The organism is Gramella sp. MAR_2010_147 (genome assembly GCF_900105135.1).
Lineage (GTDB): Bacteria > Bacteroidota > Bacteroidia > Flavobacteriales > Flavobacteriaceae > Christiangramia.
On the sequence record NZ_LT629741.1, the window covers coordinates 221063 to 241487 of the forward strand.

Here is a 20425-nt window from a genome sequence, read left to right on the forward strand (position 1 = left end):
TTTTATTTGAACAAATTTTCATATTCTCTATCTTTATCAAAATTTCAATAAAAAATGACTCAGGTTACTAAAGACCTATACCAGGTAAAGGAAAAAATGTACGTAGCAACAGATTGTATCATTTTTGGCTTTCATGAAGGAAAATTAAAATTACTGGTATTTAAAAGGAGGGTAGCCCCCTTACAGGGAGAATGGTCATTAATTGGGAGTTTTGTTCAGCTAGATGAAGACCTTGAGGTAGCAGGGCAACGGGTTTTAAATGAGATTACCGGCCTTGAAAATGTATTTATGCAGCAGCTTAGAACATACGGAAAAAAAGATCGTGATCCCGGTTATCGTTGTATTTCAGTTGCACAATATGCTTTGATTAGAATAGATGAATATGATGAGAAACTGGTAGAAGAGCATGGAGCACACTGGTATGAAATAGAGAATTTACCTTCGCTGATATTGGATCACAACGATATGGTTCAGGATGCTTTACTCCAGCTAAAACAAAATGCCAGGTATAAACCTATTGGTTTTGAACTGCTACCTGAAAAATTTACTATTCCACAACTACAAAGCTTATACGAAGCTATTTATCAGCGGGAGCTGGATGCCAGAAATTTCAGAAAAAAGGTTTTGTCGCTAAATGTTCTGGAAAAGCTGGAAGAAAAAGACAAATCTACAAGTAAAAGAGGAGCATTCCTTTATAAATTCAATTACGAGAATTATCAGAAACTTTTAAAATCGGGTTATAACTTCGAAATAGCCTGAACCGGGTTTAGAAATATTTTCTGATTAATAATTGTAATATTTACATTTATTATTAATTTTAGAAAAATATATTCTATGGCTGATAAGATCAACAGACGAAAATTGCTTAAAAACCTGAGCCTTGGAGCCGGACTATTAAGTCTTACGGGCGCCTCAGGACTCGTAGCCTCCATTTCAAAAACACCGTATTTTTCAAAAGAGCTATGGTATTCAGGTAAAATAAATCATTCTGTTTGTCGCTGGTGTTACCAGAATATTCCACTTCAGGAGTTTGCAAAAGCCTGTTCAGAAATGGGGATTCAGGCAATAGACCTTTTAAAACCTTCAGAATGGAACATCGTGGAAAAGGAAGGCCTGGTTTGTTCCATGGCTACCGACGATTTTGCCAGTATTACCGAAGGTTTTAATGATCTTAAGAATCATGGTCAGCTTCAGGAAAAATATAAAGGACTCATTAAAAAGGCTTCTGAACATAAGATCAAAAATGTGATCTGCTTTTCTGGAAACCGGAATGGGATGGATGATGAAACCGGAATTATCAATAGTATTAAGGGTCTTACTCCACTTTTAGAATATGCACAGGATCTTAATGTGAATCTGGTAATGGAGCTCCTTAATAGTAAGGTAGATCACGATGATTATATGTGCGATCATACCGAATGGGGCGTTAAACTAGCCAAAAGACTCGATCAGCCTAATTTTAAACTTCTATATGATATTTACCATATGCAGATTATGGAGGGCGATGTTATACGAACTATTAGAGAAAATCATAAATACATTAATCATTACCATACAGGTGGGAATCCCGGTAGAAATGAAATAAATGATTCTCAGGAACTCAATTATTCTGCTATCATGGAAGCGATCTACGAAACAGGATTTGACGGATTCGTCGCCCAGGAATTTATTCCAACCTATGAGGATCCTTTAGATGCTTTAAGGGAGGGGATACAAATCTGTGATATTTAACCAGAACTATAATTTGAATTATGAGACTAAAAATAAATTTTGGCCTGCTTTTTTTTGCTTTAATTCTACTGAATTCGGCAGTAACTGCTCAAAACAATAATGAAAAAGATGTCTTTGTAGATGAGGATGGTGTGATGCGATGGGGAGGGACTAATGAGGAAGTTCATGGTTTTGGTGTGAATTATTCAACGCCGTTTGCACATGCATACCGGTCTGCACAAAAGAAAGGTCTGGATATTAAAGCAGAAATAGATAAGGATATCTATCATTTTTCAAGATTGGGTTTTGATGTTTATCGTCTGCATGTCTGGGATACCGAAATTAGCGATGAAGAAGGAAACCTTCTGGAAAATGAGCATTTAGAGACTTTTGATTATTTGTTGAATGAATTAAAAAAGCGAAATATTAATTTTGTAATTACTCCCATTGCTTATTGGGGAAATGGCTGGCCGGAGCCTGATGAGGATACACCGGGATTTTCAAATAAATATGGTAAAGAGGGAAGCCTGACCCATCCTGATGCGATCAAAGCCCAGCAAAACTATTTAGAACAGTTTCTTAATCATGTAAACCCATATACCGGTGTAGCTTATAAGAATGAGCAGAACCTGATCGCTTTTGAAATTAGCAATGAACCACATCATCGTGGAACCCCCACAGAAGTGAAAAGTTTTATTAATAAAATGGTTTCGGCTATGCGTAAAACAGGTACTAAAAAACCTGTTTTTTACAATGTAAGTCATAGTGTGCAACTTGCAGAAACCTATTTCACCTCAAATATTGATGGAGGAACTTTCCAGTGGTATCCAACCGGATTGGGATTCCAGAAAGAATTGGAAGGGAATTTACTTCCCAATGTGAATGATTATAATATTCCTTTCAATGATGTAATTGAAAAGAATAACAAAGCCAAACTGGTCTATGAGTTTGATGCGGCAGATGTGAATAAATCATATATGTATCCAGCCATGGCCCGAAGTTTTCGGGAAGCAGGAATCCAGATCGCTACACATTTTGCGTATGACCCTACATTCCTGGCTTATGCCAATACCGAGTATAATACGCATTATATGAATTTGAATTGTACTCCGCATAAAGCATTAGCGTTAATGATTGCTTCAAAAATATTTCATGAAGTTCCTATGAGAAAAGATCTGGGAACTTATCCGGAAAACCTCAAATTTGGGGATTTCACGATCAGTTATGAGGGGGACGTAGCAACCTATAATTCCGGGGATATATTCATCTACACAAATACGAATTCAATTCAACCAAAAAAGGTTTCGGAATTGAAAAAGATTGCCGGTCACGGGAATTCTGAGATCGTAAAATATAAAGGGAAAGGAGCTTACTTTTTGGATAAACTGGAGGATGGTGTTTGGAGACTGGAAGTGATGCCAGATCCAATTCTTATTAAAAACCCTTTTGGAAGCAATAGTCTTGAAAAGACAGTTTCGGTAATTAGCTGGAAAGAAAATCTAATAGCGCTGAATATAGATGAGCTTGGAGATAATTTTGAAATTTCAGGATTAAATAAAGGGAATAATACTTCCCTGGAAGCTGAAGGCAATGCTTTTAAAATAAAACCGGGATCTTATTTAATAACAGCCGCTGGAAAGGATGTTGATATTTCTACTTATAGTGATCGCTTTAATTTTGATATTAAAGCTTTTGAAGCCCAGGAAAGCACGGTAGATAAAACTTATTTGGTGCATAAACCAGTTCAGATTATAAGCGTTGGAAATGATCTAGAGCTAAAAGCAACGCTGGTTTCAAATAATGAAATGGAGAAGGTAGAAGTCTGGCTGAAAAATGGGAATACTTATGAATCTGTTGAGCTGAATGCGGATAATAACTATGATTATTTAGTAAAAATTCCAGAAAATCTCTTAAATCATGGGTTTCTGGAGTATAGAATCATTGTTTCTACAGAGGATGGTAAAACTACATTTCCGGGTGGAGTAGAGGGGAGTCCTGAGGACTGGGATTTTCATTCAGATGCTACATACAAAACCAGAATTCTGGAGAAAGATGCGCCAATTTCTCTTTTTAATGCCTCAACCGATGTAGATAATATGGTTATAGGCTGGTCTCCAAAAAACAACCTTGTTCCAGTAAACGAAAATGAAGCGGAATTTCAGGTAAGTATTGACAGTTTGTTCCAGGAAGATGTTGAAAATAAAAATGCGAAACCTATTTATGATTACTCTTTCAGATACAATTTTCAGAATAAACTTGGAAAAAGAACAATTTCCGATAAACAGAAATTAGTGATTACCGGAAGTTCTCTTGGCGAAAATTCGGAAAAAATGATGATCGCTTTGGTAATGAAAAACGGGGCTTCTTTTGGAAAGTTAATTCAGCTAACAGATGAGATCCAGGAAATAGAGATAGCTCTGGAAGATCTTAAACCGGTAAAAACGGTAACACTGCCAAGACCTTATCCTGGCTTTTTACCGTATTATTTTGATCATTCATATTCAGGTAACCTAAAGATAGAAGATGTTGAAAGTCTACAGTTCTCTATTGGTCCCGGAATTGAGAAGGAAAATCTTCAAAAGCCTCATGCGATCGGAATTCGAAGTGTAAGATTAGAGTAATATCCAGTTATCAATAAATTATTATCAATAAAGATTTCTCACTCCGCTACGTTATAAATGACAATTTTTAGAAACAAAAAAGGCTTCCAAACTGGAAGCCTTTTTTACAATTAACACATAAAATTAACCACATTTAGAAGAACCACAGTCCTTGCAGGTTAAGCATCCTTCCTGATAGATCAGGTTGGAAGAATTACAATTGGTACATTTCTCTTTTTTGGCAACAGTTCCATCGGCGATAAAACGTTTTAATGCTCTTACTACACCATTTTTCCATGTATTGATAGATTCACTGTCCAATTGAAGACTGTTAATAAGATCTACCACATTGTCTATAGACATTCCATGGCGCAGTGTACTGGAAATTAGTTTGGCATAGTTCCAGAATTCAGGATTAAACTTATGAGAAAGACCTTCAATAGTGGTTTTATAACCTCTTTTGTTTTCGTACTGGAAATCATAGCGAGAAGTTCCGTCTTCGTTTCTGGCTTTAATAATATAACCTTCGGTAACCCATCTTGGGATTAAAATACCTTCTTCATCATCAGCAAAACCGGTAAAAATCTCATAAGGACGACCATCTACAAGACCTATGAACGCAATCCATTTATCTTTGTTGTTTTGGAAACGTACCACATCTGCAGTTAATACATCAGGTCTTTTTAGAGGAAATGATCCCGGAGTCTGTTCTGCTTCTTCTTCCTTCTTTTCATCGTTAGAGATAAGAACTCCAGATCGTGAACCGTCACGATAAACCGTCACCCCTTTACAACCTGCTTCCCAGGCTTCAAGATATAATTTACCAACAAGATCTTCACTTGCATCGTTGGGCAGGTTAATGGTCACACTAATAGAATGATCTATCCATTTTTGAACTGCTCCCTGCATTTTCACCTTGCTTAACCAGTCTACATCATTGGAAGTGGCCTGGTAGTATGGTGATAGTTTAACCAGTTTATCAAGTTCTTCCTGAGAGTAATTTTCATTTGTATCATGACCCTTAGCTTTCATCCACTCTTTGAAACGGTGGTGAAAAACAACATATTCTTCCCATGAATCTCCAACTTCGTCTACAAAGTCTACCCTTGCATCCTTATCGTTTGGATTTACTTTTCTTCTTCTTTTATAAACAGGTAAGAATACAGGCTCGATCCCAGAACTGGTTTGCGTCATTAAACTGGTAGTTCCAGTAGGAGCGATGGTTAGAAGAGCGATGTTTCTTCTACCATATTCCAGCATATCATAATAAAGCTTTTCATCAGCTTCTTTCAGTCTTAATATGAACGGATTGTCTTTTTCTCTTTCTGAATCAAAAATCGAGAAAGCACCTCTTTCTTTTGCGGTATCTACTGAAGCTCTATAAGCAGCAAGCGCAATATTTTTATGAATATCTACAGAAAAGTCTATTCCTTCCTTGCTTCCGTATTTGATTCCCAATCCTGCAAGCATATCACCTTCAGCAGTAATGCCAATTCCGGTTCTTCTTCCTTCGTAAGCTTTTTTACGAATATTCAGCCATAAGTTTTTCTCAACGGCTTTTACCTCTTCATTTTCAGGATCTGCATCAATTTTTGCCAGAATATTATCGATCTTTTCTAATTCTAGGTCAATGATATCATCCATAATTCTTTGTGCAGCACCAATATGTTTTTTGAAGAGCTCATAGTTGAAATGTGCTTTTTCAGTAAACGGCTCTTCTACATAAGAGAAAAGATTGATCGCTAATAAACGACAGGAATCATAAGGACATAGTGGGATCTCACCACATGGGTTGGTAGAAACCGTTTTATAACCAAGATCATCGTAACAATCTGGAACCGACTCATTAATTACGGTATCCCAGAAAAGAATTCCCGGCTCTGCAGATTTCCACGCGTTATGAACGATCTTTTTCCAAAGCTTATCAGCTTCAATATCTTTTGAAAACTTAGGGTCTTTACTAAAGACTGGATACGTCTGCGTATAATTACCGTTATTCTTAACAGCTTTCATGAATTTATCATCGATCCTAACCGAAACATTGGCTCCTGTAACTTTGCCTTGTTCCATTTTAGCATCGATAAAATCCTCCGCATCTGGATGATTAATAGATACTGATAACATCAGTGCTCCACGACGTCCATCCTGGGCAACTTCTCTGGTTGAATTTGAATAACGCTCCATGAATGGAACTATTCCTGTTGAAGTTAATGCAGAATTCTTCACTGCCGATCCTTTTGGACGTATATGAGAAAGGTCATGACCAACTCCGCCACGGCGTTTCATTAGCTGTACCTGTTCCTGATCTATTTTCATGATCCCACCGTAAGAATCTGAAACCCCATCGTTTCCAATTACAAAACAATTAGAAAGAGATCCTACCTGGTAAGGATTACCAATACCGGCCATTGGGCTACCCTGAGGTACGATATATTTAAAATTCTTAATAAGGTTAAAAACTTCATCCTCACTCATCGGGTTTGGATATTTTTTTTCAACCCTGGCAATTTCTTTTGCGATACGCCTGTGCATATCATCTGGAGTTTGTTCGTAAATATTCCCATCAGAATCTTTGAGGGCATATTTGTTTACCCAAACTCTGGCAGCAAGATCATCTCCCTTGAAGTATTTTAGAGATGCTTCATAAGCCTGTTCCTGGGTATAAGTGTGTGGAACGACTGGTTTTTCTTGTACAGGCATATAAATGAGATTTTTAAGTTAGAAATTCGATTTCGAGTGGTATAAAACTAAACAAAGATTTGAGACAATTAACAAATCCTTTAGAAAAAGTTATCAAGAAAAATATGTTAATTAGCTTTAAATCAGTAGTTTAAATATTTACTAACAATAAAAAGTTGACAAATATTGAAAATTTTAATTTTTATACTTGAATTTTTCTGTTTGAAACATATCGATGGAAATTGATTGGAATTCCAAGCGAAAACTGCGAAAATGTATAAAGCCTTAAGAAAGGAAGTGGTAGCATTCAAAAAAAAGAGGCTCCGCTTTATGCGGAGCCTTCTTTGAATTAACACCTATGAAAATTCAAAATAAAAAGGTTTATTTCGTAATCGAGTAAATTGCATATCCGTTTGACGGAGCCTCGATCTGAACCATCCCATTTTCATCGGAGGTAGGGCTATATGATGTATTACCACTATAATCTTTTAGGGTAACATTATTCCAGTTTGAACTTACTGTTCTTCTCTTAGTGTTATTGTTGATGCTAATATACAGAATTAATCCAGGATTTGTGCCTGTGCCACTTCTTTTCATAACATATTCATCTTCATCTATATATAGCATTTCCGTATCACCAACAGCAATACTGTTATGAATAGAAATAAGCGTTTTAAGCTCTTCCTGGAAGCTTTCATTCTCATAATCTGAATAAAAGATTGTTGGATAACCAGGATGCGTAAGAATATAGGCGTAAGCCTTCAATTTATTTTCAGATGCAATATAGTTGTCTACATTATCATCCTTTTCAGTATCATGGTTCGCGGTAAAAGTAACAGCGTTCCCGGGATCTGTTTTCCATAGCATATCTTTTTCTAAATTGGTAAGATCCTGAAATCTATCCAGGCTTTCTTCCAGCTTATAAAAGGTGGAGAAATCGAAAGCTGGAGATCCTGAAGCCTCTATCCAGTCCCTTAGTACATCTGGATTGCCATCAAAGTTTTCTCCCACAGAGAAACCTCCAACTTCATCCAGCCACTCCTTTATTACCCAAGGTTCAAAACCTTTAACGTAATCAAAACGCCACCCATCAAATCCCATCACATTTTTATAGTATTTAGCAACAGAATTTTCATCCTTCCAAAGCCATTTCTGTACTCTGTCCAGGTGATGGTCTAAATTCGTTTCGGCATAGAATAAACTTCCTGGATCATACTCACTTACACTATTTGGATAAAAATCTTCATAAGTTCTGTTGAACATTCCCGATGCATTCCCATGCTCTTCATCAAATAGGGTATAAGTATCATATTCACGGTAGGGATTGTATTGAAGGCCGCCACCAGAATTGTGATTAATTACAATATCAGCGATCACTTCTACATCGTTATCATGTGCCGTGGATATAAGATTTTCAAGTTCGGTTCTTGAACCAAACCTGGTTTCAACAGTACCATGTTGCTCGAAATTTCCAAAATCATAGTAATCGGAAACATCATAGCCCATAGAATAGCCACCAGATTGCCCTTTAGAAGCAACTGGAAGCCAGATGCGGTCTATCCCGGCATCTGCCCAGCCCGGTACTTTTGCTGAAAGGTTATTCCACCATTCAAAACGAGGCTCCACGTCCCAGTAAAAAGCCTGCATCATAACGCGGCTTCCATTATCGTAAGAAGAAAGATCTATAGCTTCTGGATTGCTTGGTTCTGGAGTTTCAGGACCACCGGTTACATCATCTGTAGGATCTATGATTTCCTGATCGTCTTCTGAACATGCGAAAACAATAAGGGAGAAGAAGACGAGTAGAAATGAATTAAATATTCTGGTTATCATAATTTTTCATTTTGAATTAAAAAAGGCTGCCATAAAGCAGCCTTTTAAAAATTTGATTTGACTTATTCTTCAGTCTGCTCTATAAAAAGATATCTTCCTGTAAGGTCATTAAACCATACATTATAAGTTCCAGCTTTAGAAACGATAATATCGTCACCTGTTGCCTGACCACTTGGGAAGTTTTCTCCACCTCCCCAGTTTACATCCCATGCCTGGTTGGCTCTGAATTTTATTCCATCTTCTGAGAGTTCAACCCCTTCAACATACCAAATATGCGGGTCAAAACTGGATTTAGTAAGTAGGATATCTGGAGTTGGGTTATCATCACCAGGCCATCCTACGGTAGTTCCTGCACCTACAAGACCAAGTTTGTCATACACCGCGGCATCTGCTGCATCATATGTTTCAAAACTGTAAGTCATTTCATCTGTATTTACCGTAAAACTATAATACGCTTCAGTGTCTACAGCAAAAGATTGCGGATCTTCACCTAAAATATCACTATTGGTTAAATTCCCGTCGGAAAGTCCCCATTGTGGCTGCCACATACCCCTTGTCTCCAAAAGTTTAAAATCACCTGCTGTGAATTTTCCTTCATAATAGAATATATTATTCTCTGAATCTCTGAAAAGAGGAGTGTTGTTATTATTATTGTCCCATCCAGCAGCAGTAGCGTTTCCTACAAGGAAAAGGTTCATTTTCACAGGTTCTTCTTCCTCTCCCTGTTCTGGTAGAGTAACTGTGATTGCAGCAGCTTCTGAAGTTTCAGAAAGTCCATTTCCACCATCGTTTCCTGCGTAAGCTTTCACTCGGAAATAGATATTACCAGTGTTTGGAGCTTCGGTATTAGGATCATTATCTAAACCTGCATCGGCAGCAAGAGACATCATTTGACCAATAGTTACTCCTAGATTTGTTTCTGAAGTGCTTCCAATTAGATCAAAGCTTGAGAAATCCTGGCTTGCAGAACCCTGAAGTTCATAAGTTATAGTAGTTGGAGCACCAAAATCTACCTCATTCCATACAAATCTTTCAGCCAGATTATCTGAAGCAGCTGAATTTAAAGTATAGTTGGCAGAAAATGCACTTGTAAATGAAACGCCTTCTGCATCTGGTTGTGCGGTAAACACCACATCGTCATCATGTTCACAGGAAGAAAATCCTATTACGGCGATAATCGTTAGTAAAAATATTGAAAATCTTTTCATTGTTTTATTTTTAATATTAGTAACCTGGGTTTTGTGTTAAGTTGGTATTTACACCTAGATCTGAAGCCGGAATTGGGAATAGATCTCTAAAAGCTTCTGTAGTTGCTCCCTGTGGAACACCACCTTTAAAGGGCCAAACGCCACCGTCTGAGAATTTACCAAAACGAATTAGATCTGTTCTTCTGTGTGCTTCCCAATAAAGTTCTCTGGCTCTTTCATCGATAATAAAATTTAGAGAAAGATCTGCAGTGCTAATATTGTTACTGTCATCACCGTAAGCACGCTCTCTAAGCTCATTGATGTAGCTTACAGCATCAGCCTGACTTCCGCCAGCACCTCTAACCACCGCTTCTGCATACATTAAGTAAGCATCTGCTAATCGGAACATAGGGAAATCGGTGTCTGGAAAATCTCCTGTTGGATCTGATCCGGGATTTCCATTAACGTCTACGTTTTTGTATTTCGCTACAGCATATCCATCTGTAAAGGTTGAAATATCATTGATCTCTTTAGATTGACCTTCTGTGAAAAATAAAGCTCTTTCGTCTCCTACTTCCTCAATTGCATCGTCCTCATTTTCCAGAAATTTGTTGACCAGGGCAGAGGTGGTTCTAAGACCAGCCCATCCACCGTTCACTCCAAAAGCATCTGGATCCATGTCTCCTCCAATAGCAGCATGGATAATAAACGTCATCCCTCCATATGCCTGGGTGTTTATACCGTCAAATGTAATAGGAAATATGATCTCATTTTGAGCGCCATTGGTATTGTTATCAGCAAGGAATAACTTCTGGTAATCTTCTACAAGGCTGTAATCTGAATTTATTACCTTATTAGTATAAGTAATAACATCACTGTACCTGGCGTTACCGGTGTATTTTTCAGCATTTAGATAAAGCTTTGAAAGCAACATCCAGAGAGCGCCCTGGTCTGCACGACCATATTCATTGGCTCCCGGAGCTTTCATTTCACTTTCTATAGCCAGGAGCTCCCCTTCAATATAGCTAAAAAGCTCTGCACTTGAAGTTTGTTCTGGCAAGAAAGCTCCAACAGGATCATTTTCAGTTACAAAAGGAGGATTGCCATAAAGGTCAAGAGCATGCCAGTAACTTAGAGCTCTAAGGAATCTTGCTTCAGCTCTGTACGTAGCTATTTCAGTTCTTAGACTGCTGTCAACTCCACGACTATCCAGAACGGAAGTCTCAGTTTGTCTCAAATATTCATTAGACTGTGCGATCTGGTACATAACTCTGGAATACATCGTTCTAATAAACTCGTTCCCAGAAGTCCAGTTCTGGTTGTGAAGGTCTTTAATAGTACCATCATTCCAGCCAATAACAGCTTCATCTGTAGTTAATTCCTGTAATTTAAAGTATAATCGCATATACTGCGAGAATCCTTCATCCAGGCCTGAAAGGTCGGCATCTCCTGCAGGTCCATCCTGTCCGCTTATTGCGAAACCGGCATAAAGTTTAGCAAGGAATTGTTTGTAAGCTTCCGGATCTTTAAATGCTGAAGCGGCAGTTTCCCTGTTGTCTTCTGGCACGAGATCTAAATTGCTTTCGCAAGACCATAATACAGCCATTCCAAAGAGCACCAGGAAAGTTGTTTTTATCTTATTAAACATAATTCTTGTAATTTTTCTGTTATTCATTAAAATACAAAGTTCAACCCAAGTACAAATCGTCTTGATCTAGGGTAGAAGTTGTTGTCTATTCCTCCAAATACTTCGGGATCCAACCCTTCGTAATTTGTGATCGTAAGAACATTGCTTGCAGTTAGAGAAACTCTAAAATCTACTTCTTCTCCCGGTACTGTATAGCCAATACTTACGTTGTCAAGCTTTACAAAATCTGCAGCCTCAAGGTAATAATCTGAGAAGAACTGACTGTTTTCAAATCCTGAATCCAACACATTCGAGTTGAAGTTTGAGTAGTAATTTGAAGGAGTGTTAGTTCCCGCTTCCACGAATCCGTTGGCAGATTGCGTATTGTTGTAATTATAATTTCCAAAACTTCCTCTAAATGTAAAGTTGAAGTCAAGGTTTTTATAGTTCATGGTATTTGTAAGCCCCATATAATAATCTGGAGTAGCTTTCTTATACGGTTGCTTATCTGCTTCAGTGATCTGGTTGTCACCATTTACATCTACATAAGCACCTTCAATTGGCTGTCCCTGTTCATTATAAACCTGTCTAAAAACAAAGAATGTGGTTGGGTCAAAGCCTTCTTTCCAAAGCTGAATATTGTTTCCAACTCCACCACTTATCCCTCCCTGAGGAATAAAGAAATTAGGATCGTCTCCTAAAGATAACTCAGTTATTTCAAGTTCCTGAAAAGAAATGTTATAACCTAATGTCCAGTTAAAATCTTCAGATCTTGCGATATCTCCGCTAAGTCCAACTTCAATACCTCTACTTACCGTAGTTCCAACGTTGGTAAGCAACTGGTCTGAAAGGTTGGCTCCTGCAGGAACCGGTACTGTTGCAATAAGATCTTCCGTCTCTCTGTAATATGCATCTACAGATCCACTTAACCTATTGCTGAAGAAACCAAAATCAATACCTGCGTTATAATTGATCAAGCTTTCCCATTTAAGGTCTTCATCATATTCTTCAGGTCTTAAAGTTGGCACAAAAGTGTTGCCAAACTGATATCTTGCACCTCCCTGACTTGGAGTATATAGTCCTAAATAACCATAATTTCTTCCAATTTCATAGTTACCTGTCTCCCCGTAACCACCACGTAATTTTAGTTCAGAAATAACATTGGAGTTTTGAAGAAATGCTTCATTATGGATTTTCCAACCTATAGAGGCGGCTGGGAAATAACCCCATCTGTTCTGAGGAGCCACTCTTGAAGATCCATCAGCTCTAATACTACCAGAAATAAGGTATTTATCGTTAATGTCAAAACTAGCTCTGGCAAAATAAGATTCCAGGGAGTTACGATTAATATCTACTGGAAAATCGACTTCCTGATCCTGTTCTGTACCATATACATCAGAGAATGAGTAAAATTCCTGATAAGAATGTCCTGCAGTTAGATCAATTTCAGTAGTGTTCAGGAAATCAACATCTGTCTTATAGTTAAGATATGTATCCAATAGTAAGTTACGGTTAATATTCTCATAATTACTGAACTGATCAATATTTGAGGTGTTTGAAGCAGCTATTAAAGGAGTAAAGGTATTTCCTCTGGCCTCGGCATAATCAAAACCGGCGTTTACAACCGCTTTTAATTCTGGTAACCAGTGAAACTTATATTCAGCATTTAGATTAGTAATAGACCTTCTGGTCTGGTTTTTATCTTCATTAAGTACTAATAAGGCTACCGGGTTTCTTGTAGCAAGATTTTGCTGTACGATCTCTTCACCCGATATTCTGTTGAATTCAAAAAATCCTCCAAATGGAAGTGTATCGTCGAAAACCGATTGTGTAGGATCAAACGCAACGGCAGACCCTATAGCTCCCTGGTTTGCAAACCTGTTCTTATCTAAACTGTTTTTGGAAGTTAAGGTAAGTTTCAATTTATTATCTAAAAGATCCTGATTTAACGAAATGTTAAACGCATTTCTTTCGTAATAGTCACCTGAAAGTACTCCGGTTTCAGCAGTATGATTAAAGTTTGCTCTGTAATAGAAATTTCCTATCCCCTGAGTAGCCGTTAAGTTATGAATAGCTCCTACTGAAGTCTCATAAATTTCGTCCTGCCAGTCTGTATCTGCATTTCCCAATAAAGAAGGATCTGTTCCGGGAGTGCTGTTAATTAAAGTTCTGAACTCAGCTGCATCTAATACATCAACTTTATCGGTAATGTTACCTATAGATGTCTTAAGATCGTAAGTGAAATTGAAAGGAGTGTCTTTTTTACCTTTTTTAGTAGTAATAAGAATCACACCATTAGAAGCTCTGGAGCCATAAATAGAAGTTGCAGCTGCATCTTTTAATATGGTAAAGTCTTCAATTTCATTAGGGTTAATAGAGTTTAATGCATTACGCGATCCCGCAACACCTCTTTGGTCTAGTGGCACACCATCCACAACTATAAGCGGATCGTTAGATGCCGACAAAGATGAACCACCGCGAATACGAATAGTACCTCCCTGTCCCGGAGCTCCTCCACCTGGAGTAATTTGAACCCCTGCAGATTTACCGGCAATGAGTTGCTCTGGAGCAACTACAGCTCCCTGGTTAAAAGATTCAGATGAAATTTTTTCTACAGATCCTGTAGCATCCTGTTCAGAGGTTGCACCATATCCAATTAGAACTACTTCATCTAAAGTAGCCTGATCTTCATCTAGCTGTACGTCTAATGTTGATTGACCTTGATAAGGAATTTCTTCAGTTGCGAATCCTAAAAAGGAAAACTGAAGAATATCATCACTAGCTACATTTTGAATCGTATAATTACCATCAAAATCGGTAGTAGTGCCATTCGAAGTTCCTTTAACGATAACATTTACACCGGGTACAGGTAGACCCGTGGCACTTTCAGTCACGTTCCCGCTCACGGTGTTTTGGGCAAAAAAGCTCATTGGCAGCAGAAACAGCAAAAACAATGTGCTTTTAATTAAAGTTCTCATAAATTTTCATTTGGTTTTTACTAAAAATTAACCTTATATTTTTACTTCCTGAGGTTAAATGTATGTAAAATAAGCACCAAAAATCGGAGAGTCAGCACTATTACTGCGACGAAAACGTTTTCGTGTTGAAAACTTTTCGAAGTTAAGGGTCTCATAATTTAATTATGGTAAATTTGAAGAACTGAAAATTATTCCAGGCTAAATTAAAGTATATCGTAACCCAATGAAACCAAAACTTACCCTAAAAAAAATTGCAAAAGAATTAGATGTGTCAATTTCTACGGTTTCGAAAGCCTTAAGAGATAGTCCTGAAATTGGAGAAGAAACCAGAGAAAAGATCAAGGCTTTTGCCAAACATTATAATTACAAACCTAATAACATAGCGCTTAGTCTTAAGAATAGAAAAACCAAGACTATAGGGATCATTATTCCTGAGATAGTTCATCATTTTTTCACTACCGTGATTAGTGGCGTGGAAAAGGTAGCGAACGAAATGGGTTATAATGTTTTTGTATGCCTTTCAGATAATTCATTTGATAAGGAAGTCCTGAATATGGAGATGCTGGCCAATGGCAGTACAGATGGCTTTATTCTTTCTCTTGCAAAAGATACTATGCAAAAAGGAGATTATCATCATTTAACCGAAGCAATTAACCAGGGTATGCCATTGGTTCTTTTTGATAGGGTAGTAGATGAAATTGCCTGTGATAAAGTGATCATTGATGATGTGAACGGTGGTAAAAAAGCAGTTCAGTATTTAATAGACTGTGGATGCAGGAATATTGCCTTGATCTCTACGGTAGATTATGTGAGCGTTGGTAAACTGCGTACTCATGGATACAAACAGGCTCTGGTTGAAAATAATATAGAGATCAATGAAGACCTTATCCTGAAGATCGAGGAGATGGAAAACAGTGAGGCTGAAATTGAAGAATTTCTGAAATATAAAAAAGTAGATGGGGTTTTTGCTGTAAACGAGCATTTTGCGATTTCGGCTATTAAAACGATCCAGGAACAGGGTAAAAAAGTACCGGAAGATGTTTCGGTCATCGGTTTTACAGATGGAGAACTGTCTAAAAGATTTATACCAAGTTTAACCACCGTGAGTCAGCACGGAATGAAGATGGGAGAAGAATCTGCCCGGTTATTAATTGAAAAACTGGAACGCACTCCAAGTGAGGAGGATTATTATAAAACTATTATTGTAGAGACAGAACTGGTGACTCGAAATTCAACAAAATCTAAGAAATAAGCTGTTCGTTTCAAAAAAACTATATATTTGTCATAATTGAAATTTATCAAAACTTATATTTTTACTTCCTACCTAAAATAAGTTTTGATAAGTCATTGTGCTTATCGTAAACCTTTTAAAATACGATATGCAAAAACCCCGTTTAAAGTTTTGGGATATCTGGAACATGAGTTTCGGATTCCTGGGTATTCAGTTTGGTTTCGCTCTACAGGGCTCTACCATGTCTCGTATATTCGAAACATTAGGTGCTGAAAAGGACAATATCCCGTTATTATGGATCGCTGCACCTTTGGCAGGACTCATCGTGCAACCCATTATTGGATATTTAAGTGATAATACCTGGCACAAAAACCTGGGTAGAAGAAGACCTTTCTTTCTATTGGGAGCTATTTTAAGCTCGATTGCTTTACTATTGATGCCTTATTCTTCTGCGGTATGGATGGCCGCCGGCCTATTACTGGTTCTGGATGCCTCCATTAATATTTCTATGGAACCATTTAGAGCTCTGGTGGCAGATAAGTTGCCAGAATCGCAAAGAAGTTACGGCTTCGTTATTCAAACCCTCATTATTGGTATAGGAACCTGGGTAGCCAGTAACCTGCCAAAATTTATGAATAATGTACTGGATATTAGTAACGAAGCAGCTCCGGGAGTCGTTCCTGAGTCTGTAAAGGTTGCTTTTATCGTTGGAGCCGTGGTATTTATTGGCTCTATTCTGGTTACCATCTTTACTACGAAGGAGTATACTCCTGAAGAGATGAAAAAATTTGATCCGGATTCTGAAGAAGAAAAAGACCAGGGTATGTTGAAGACCATTCTCGGTACGTACGCCTTGATGCCTAAGATCATGAAAAAATTAGGAGTCGTACAGTTCTTCTCCTGGTTCGCATTTTTTGCCATGTGGACGTTGGCTAATCCAGCGCTAACAAGCCATATCTATAATGCTCCAAAACCACAAATAGAAGAATTCGCACAATTAGATGCAGAGGGAAATATTCAGTACGATGCAGATCGTGTAATTCTTTTTCAGGATGATCAGGCAAGACTGGCATATTCTGAACAGGATAAAAGTTATAATGAAGCTAGTGACGATGTAGGTTCCAAAATGGGGATTTATGGCTTGTCTTCCATGGCTTTCGCACTCTTACTAACCTTTTATACTTCCAGATTTGCTATAAACAGAAAAATCGTGCATATGGGAAGTTTAATTCTGGGCGGAGCAGGTTTTCTACTCATGTTTTTTATTCCCGGCGATCCCGACATGTTGTATGTCTCCTTTATTCTGATTGGATTTGCCTGGGGAAGCATCCTTTCCATGCCATATGCCATGCTTTCCAGTTCTGTAGAATCCAGTAAAATGGGATTAATGATGGGGGTTTTCAATATGTTTATTGTAGTACCACAAATAATCGCAGCATTAGGAGGAGTCGTATTCCTGCAGCGTTTAATTGGCGAGGAATCTATACATGCGATGACGGTTGCTGGTATTTTCTTATTACTGGCAGCATTTTCAAACTTATTAATAACCGATAGAAAAGCGATAAAATATGACCCAGCATAAAATGAATAGTGATAAAGCATTCATATTCGATCTGGATGGTGTGATCGTAGATACCGCCAAATTTCATTTTCTGGCCTGGAGAAAACTGGCCAATGATCTTGGATTTGATTTTACCGAAGAGCAGAATGAGCAATTAAAAGGGGTAAGCCGAATAGAATCATTAAAGAAAATTCTGAAATGGGGAAATATGGAGCTTTCCGAAGAAGAATTTAATTCACAAATGGCGCGTAAGAATGAAAATTACCTCTCTTGTGTGGATGAAATGGATAATGCGGAAATTCTGCCGGGTGTATCTAAAGTGTTTGAATATTTGATGGAACACAATATTCCGTTTGCATTAGGTTCGGCTAGTAAAAATGCCAGAACGATTTTAAAAAAAATTGATCTGTATAAAAAGTTTGATGCTATTGTAGACGGTACAGATGTAAGCAAGGCAAAACCAGATCCAGAAGTGTTCCTTATAGCGGCTGAAAAACTGAATACAGCTCCTGAAAATTGTGTGGTATTTGAAGATTCGGTCGCCGGAGTACAGGCAGCAAATGCGGGAAAAATGACCAGTATAGGAATTGGTGATCAAAAAGTGCTGCATGAAGCAGACTATATTTTTAGCGATTTCACAGAGATTGATATAGAGTTTATTAAAAAATTATTGAGAAAAGAGAAGTAATGAATCAGGATTATATAAAACCGGACGAATGGTCCATTATTGAAGAAGAGTTTGATGCAGGAAGAGTGAAATCTTCTGAAAGTCTATTTAGTATAGGAAATGGAGCGATGGGCCAGAGGGCCAATTTTGAGGAACAATATTCCGGTCCCAGTTTTCTGGGAAGCTATATAGGCGGAGTTTATTATCCGGATAAAACCAAAGTGGGCTGGTGGAAGAACGGTTATCCGGAATATTTTGCAAAGGTTTTGAACGCTCCAAACTGGATTGGGATTAATGTTTTTGTAAATGAAGAGGCTTTAGATCTAAATACTTGCGAGAAAGTGACCAATTTCCGTAGAGAACTGAATATGAAAGAAGGTTTCCTTGCCAGGTCTTTTGAAGCAACTTTACCAAATGGAACAGAAGTAGAGGTGAAAGCTGTGCGATTTCTGTCTATTGTAGATGATGAACTGGGTGCAATTAAGTTTGAAGTAACACCATTAAATTTAGATGCTACGGTTCGTTTTGACCCTTATCTGGATGGAAGTATTACCAATACCGATGCTAATTGGGAAGAACGTTTCTGGGAAACACTGGAAGTAAAGTCAGAAAACGATCGTGGATTTTTAGTTTCTAAAACACTAAAAACCGAATTTCATGTTGGGACTTATATGCAATCTGAAGTTTTTCTGAATAGCAAAAAGGAAGATGTATCTCCGGAAGTAAAAACCGATGAAGACCGACTTTCATTTTCTTATTCAGTAAAGACTAATCAGGGGGAAACGGCATCGATCATAAAATATGCCGGGTATGTAACCGATATGAACCATCAAAAAGCGGATTTAATTTCGGCCTCGGCAAGGGTTCTGGATAAAGCTTTGAGTAAAGGTTTTGATCAACTTAAAAAAGAACAAAAAGAAGCCTGGGCGGCGATCTGGGAAATGGCAGATATTACCATTTCCGGAGATGTAAAAGCGCAGCAGGGAATCCGTTTCAATATTTTTCAGCTGAATCAAACTTATTTAGGTAAAGACAAAAGACTGAACATTGGCCCAAAAGGATTTACCGGAGAGAAATATGGCGGTAGTACCTATTGGGATACCGAAGCTTACTGTATCCCTTTCTATATGGCGACAAAAGATCAGGAAGTTGCCAGGAAACTACTTACATACAGGCATCATCATTTAGAGAAAGCCAAAGAGAACGCAGATAAACTTGGATTTGCCAACGGAGCGGCATTATATCCTATGGTGACCATGAACGGTGAAGAAAGTCATAATGAGTGGGAAATCACTTTTGAGGAGATTCATAGAAATGGAGCCATGGTTTTTGCCATTTATAATTACGTACGTTATACAGGTGATTTCAGCTATATTCCTGAAAAAGGACTTGAGGTTATGATCGCTATTGCCAGGTTCTGGTATCAGAGAGCAAATTTCAGTAAAGACAAGAATAAATATGTGATCCTGGGGGTTACCGGGCCTAATGAATATGAAAACAATGTTCATAATAACTGGTACACAAATTATATAGCCAAGTGGTGTATTGAATATTGTCTGCAAATGATAGACAAGGTAAAAGATGGATATAAAGATGACTACCAGCGTGTGATGGGACTTACCTCTTTAAATGAAGGAGAGCTATCAAAATGGAAAGAAGTTGCCGAAGAAATGTATTTCCCATATTCAGAGGAATATGGAGTGTATCTTCAGCAGGATGGATTTCTTGATAAAGAGATCGTTCCGGTAGCTGAACTGGATAAGAAACAACGCCCTATTAACCAGAAATGGAGCTGGGACAGAATTTTAAGGTCCTGTTATATCAAACAAGCCGATGTGTTGCAGGGCTTTTACTTTTTTGAAGATCATTTCAGTAAGGAAGAGCTTGAGAAACATTTTGACTTCTACGAACCACTTACGGTACATGAATCTTCACTTTCTCCTTGTGTACATAGTATTCAGGCTGCTTTACTGGGAAGAATGGAACAGGCTTATGAATTTTACGTAAGAACCTCAAGATTGGATCTTGACGATTATAACAAGGAAGTGGAGCAGGGTTGTCATATCACCAGTATGGCGGGAACCTGGATGAGTATTGTAGAAGGTTTCGGTGGAATGAGGGTAGAAGAAGATCAACTTTCCTTTAAACCTCAAATTCCGGAACAATGGAAAGCCTATTCTTTTAAGGTGAATTTCCGCGACAGAATTTTAAAAGTGGATGTATCTGCAGGTAAAACAGAGTTTTCTCTGGAAGGGGAAAATTCTATAGAAATTCTTGTAAATGGAAAAAAACTGGAAGTTTTACCGAATACACGGGTAAGTGCTTAAAATCTCAAAGGCTTCCTTAGCACTA

General features: G+C 37.9%; 12 protein-coding genes. 7 read left to right on the forward strand and 5 right to left on the reverse strand.

Annotation, left to right across the window (positions count from 1 at the left end; translation table 11 throughout):
- Positions 1-54 precede the first annotated feature (54 nt).
- From BLT95_RS01060 to BLT95_RS01070, 3 genes are all read left to right on the forward strand, one after another.
- Entirely contained in the window at positions 55-759 is a 705-nt protein-coding gene (locus tag BLT95_RS01060) for an NUDIX domain-containing protein (protein WP_089664228.1), read from the forward strand.
- A 75-nt stretch (positions 760-834) separates the two neighbouring features.
- A complete protein-coding gene (locus BLT95_RS01065) occupies positions 835-1731 on the forward strand; it encodes a TIM barrel protein (protein WP_089664229.1) in 897 nt (298 codons plus the stop codon).
- 20 nt (positions 1732-1751) lie between these two features.
- Positions 1752-4331, forward strand: a complete 2580-nt coding sequence (locus tag BLT95_RS01070) for a cellulase family glycosylhydrolase (protein WP_089664230.1) — start codon at positions 1752-1754, stop codon at positions 4329-4331.
- Positions 4332-4454: 123 nt separating this feature from the next.
- Here BLT95_RS01070 and BLT95_RS01075 read toward each other — a convergent pair whose 3' ends face one another.
- From BLT95_RS01075 to BLT95_RS01095, 5 genes are all read right to left on the reverse strand, one after another.
- Positions 4455-7010: an adenosylcobalamin-dependent ribonucleoside-diphosphate reductase gene (locus BLT95_RS01075; RefSeq protein WP_089664231.1), complete on the reverse strand. Its 2556-nt coding sequence runs from the start codon at positions 7008-7010 to the stop codon at positions 4455-4457.
- A 360-nt stretch (positions 7011-7370) separates the two neighbouring features.
- On the reverse strand, positions 7371-8822 hold the full coding sequence (locus BLT95_RS01080; protein ID WP_089664232.1) for an alpha-amylase: 1452 nt from the start codon (positions 8820-8822) through the stop codon (positions 7371-7373).
- Between the two features lie 62 nt (positions 8823-8884).
- Positions 8885-10030 (reverse strand): SusF/SusE family outer membrane protein, encoded by a 1146-nt coding sequence (locus BLT95_RS01085; RefSeq protein WP_089664233.1) that lies wholly within the window; start codon positions 10028-10030, stop codon positions 8885-8887.
- A gap of 16 nt (positions 10031-10046) precedes the next feature.
- Positions 10047-11657 (reverse strand): RagB/SusD family nutrient uptake outer membrane protein, encoded by a 1611-nt coding sequence (locus tag BLT95_RS01090; RefSeq protein WP_089666807.1) that lies wholly within the window; start codon positions 11655-11657, stop codon positions 10047-10049.
- Positions 11658-11683: 26 nt separating this feature from the next.
- On the reverse strand, positions 11684-14614 hold the full coding sequence (locus BLT95_RS01095) for a SusC/RagA family TonB-linked outer membrane protein (RefSeq protein ID WP_089664234.1): 2931 nt from the start codon (positions 14612-14614) through the stop codon (positions 11684-11686).
- 223 nt (positions 14615-14837) lie between these two features.
- Between BLT95_RS01095 and BLT95_RS01100 the strand changes: the two genes are divergently transcribed.
- The 4 genes from BLT95_RS01100 (at position 14838) to BLT95_RS01115 (ending at position 20400) form a co-directional block, all read left to right on the forward strand.
- Positions 14838-15866 (forward strand): LacI family DNA-binding transcriptional regulator, encoded by a 1029-nt coding sequence (locus tag BLT95_RS01100; RefSeq protein WP_089664235.1) that lies wholly within the window; start codon positions 14838-14840, stop codon positions 15864-15866.
- Between the two features lie 127 nt (positions 15867-15993).
- Positions 15994-17427: an MFS transporter gene (locus BLT95_RS01105; protein ID WP_089666809.1), complete on the forward strand. Its 1434-nt coding sequence runs from the start codon at positions 15994-15996 to the stop codon at positions 17425-17427.
- Positions 17414-18094 carry a beta-phosphoglucomutase gene (gene pgmB / locus BLT95_RS01110; protein ID WP_231896387.1) on the forward strand — a complete coding sequence of 227 codons (681 nt, stop codon included), beginning with the start codon at positions 17414-17416 and terminating at the stop codon, positions 18092-18094. Before BLT95_RS01105 ends, pgmB begins: the two co-directional genes overlap by 14 nt.
- Complete coding sequence (locus tag BLT95_RS01115; protein ID WP_089664236.1) at positions 18094-20400, forward strand: glycoside hydrolase family 65 protein; 2307 nt, start codon at positions 18094-18096, stop codon at positions 20398-20400. Before pgmB ends, BLT95_RS01115 begins: the two co-directional genes overlap by 1 nt.
- Positions 20401-20425 lie beyond the last annotated feature (25 nt).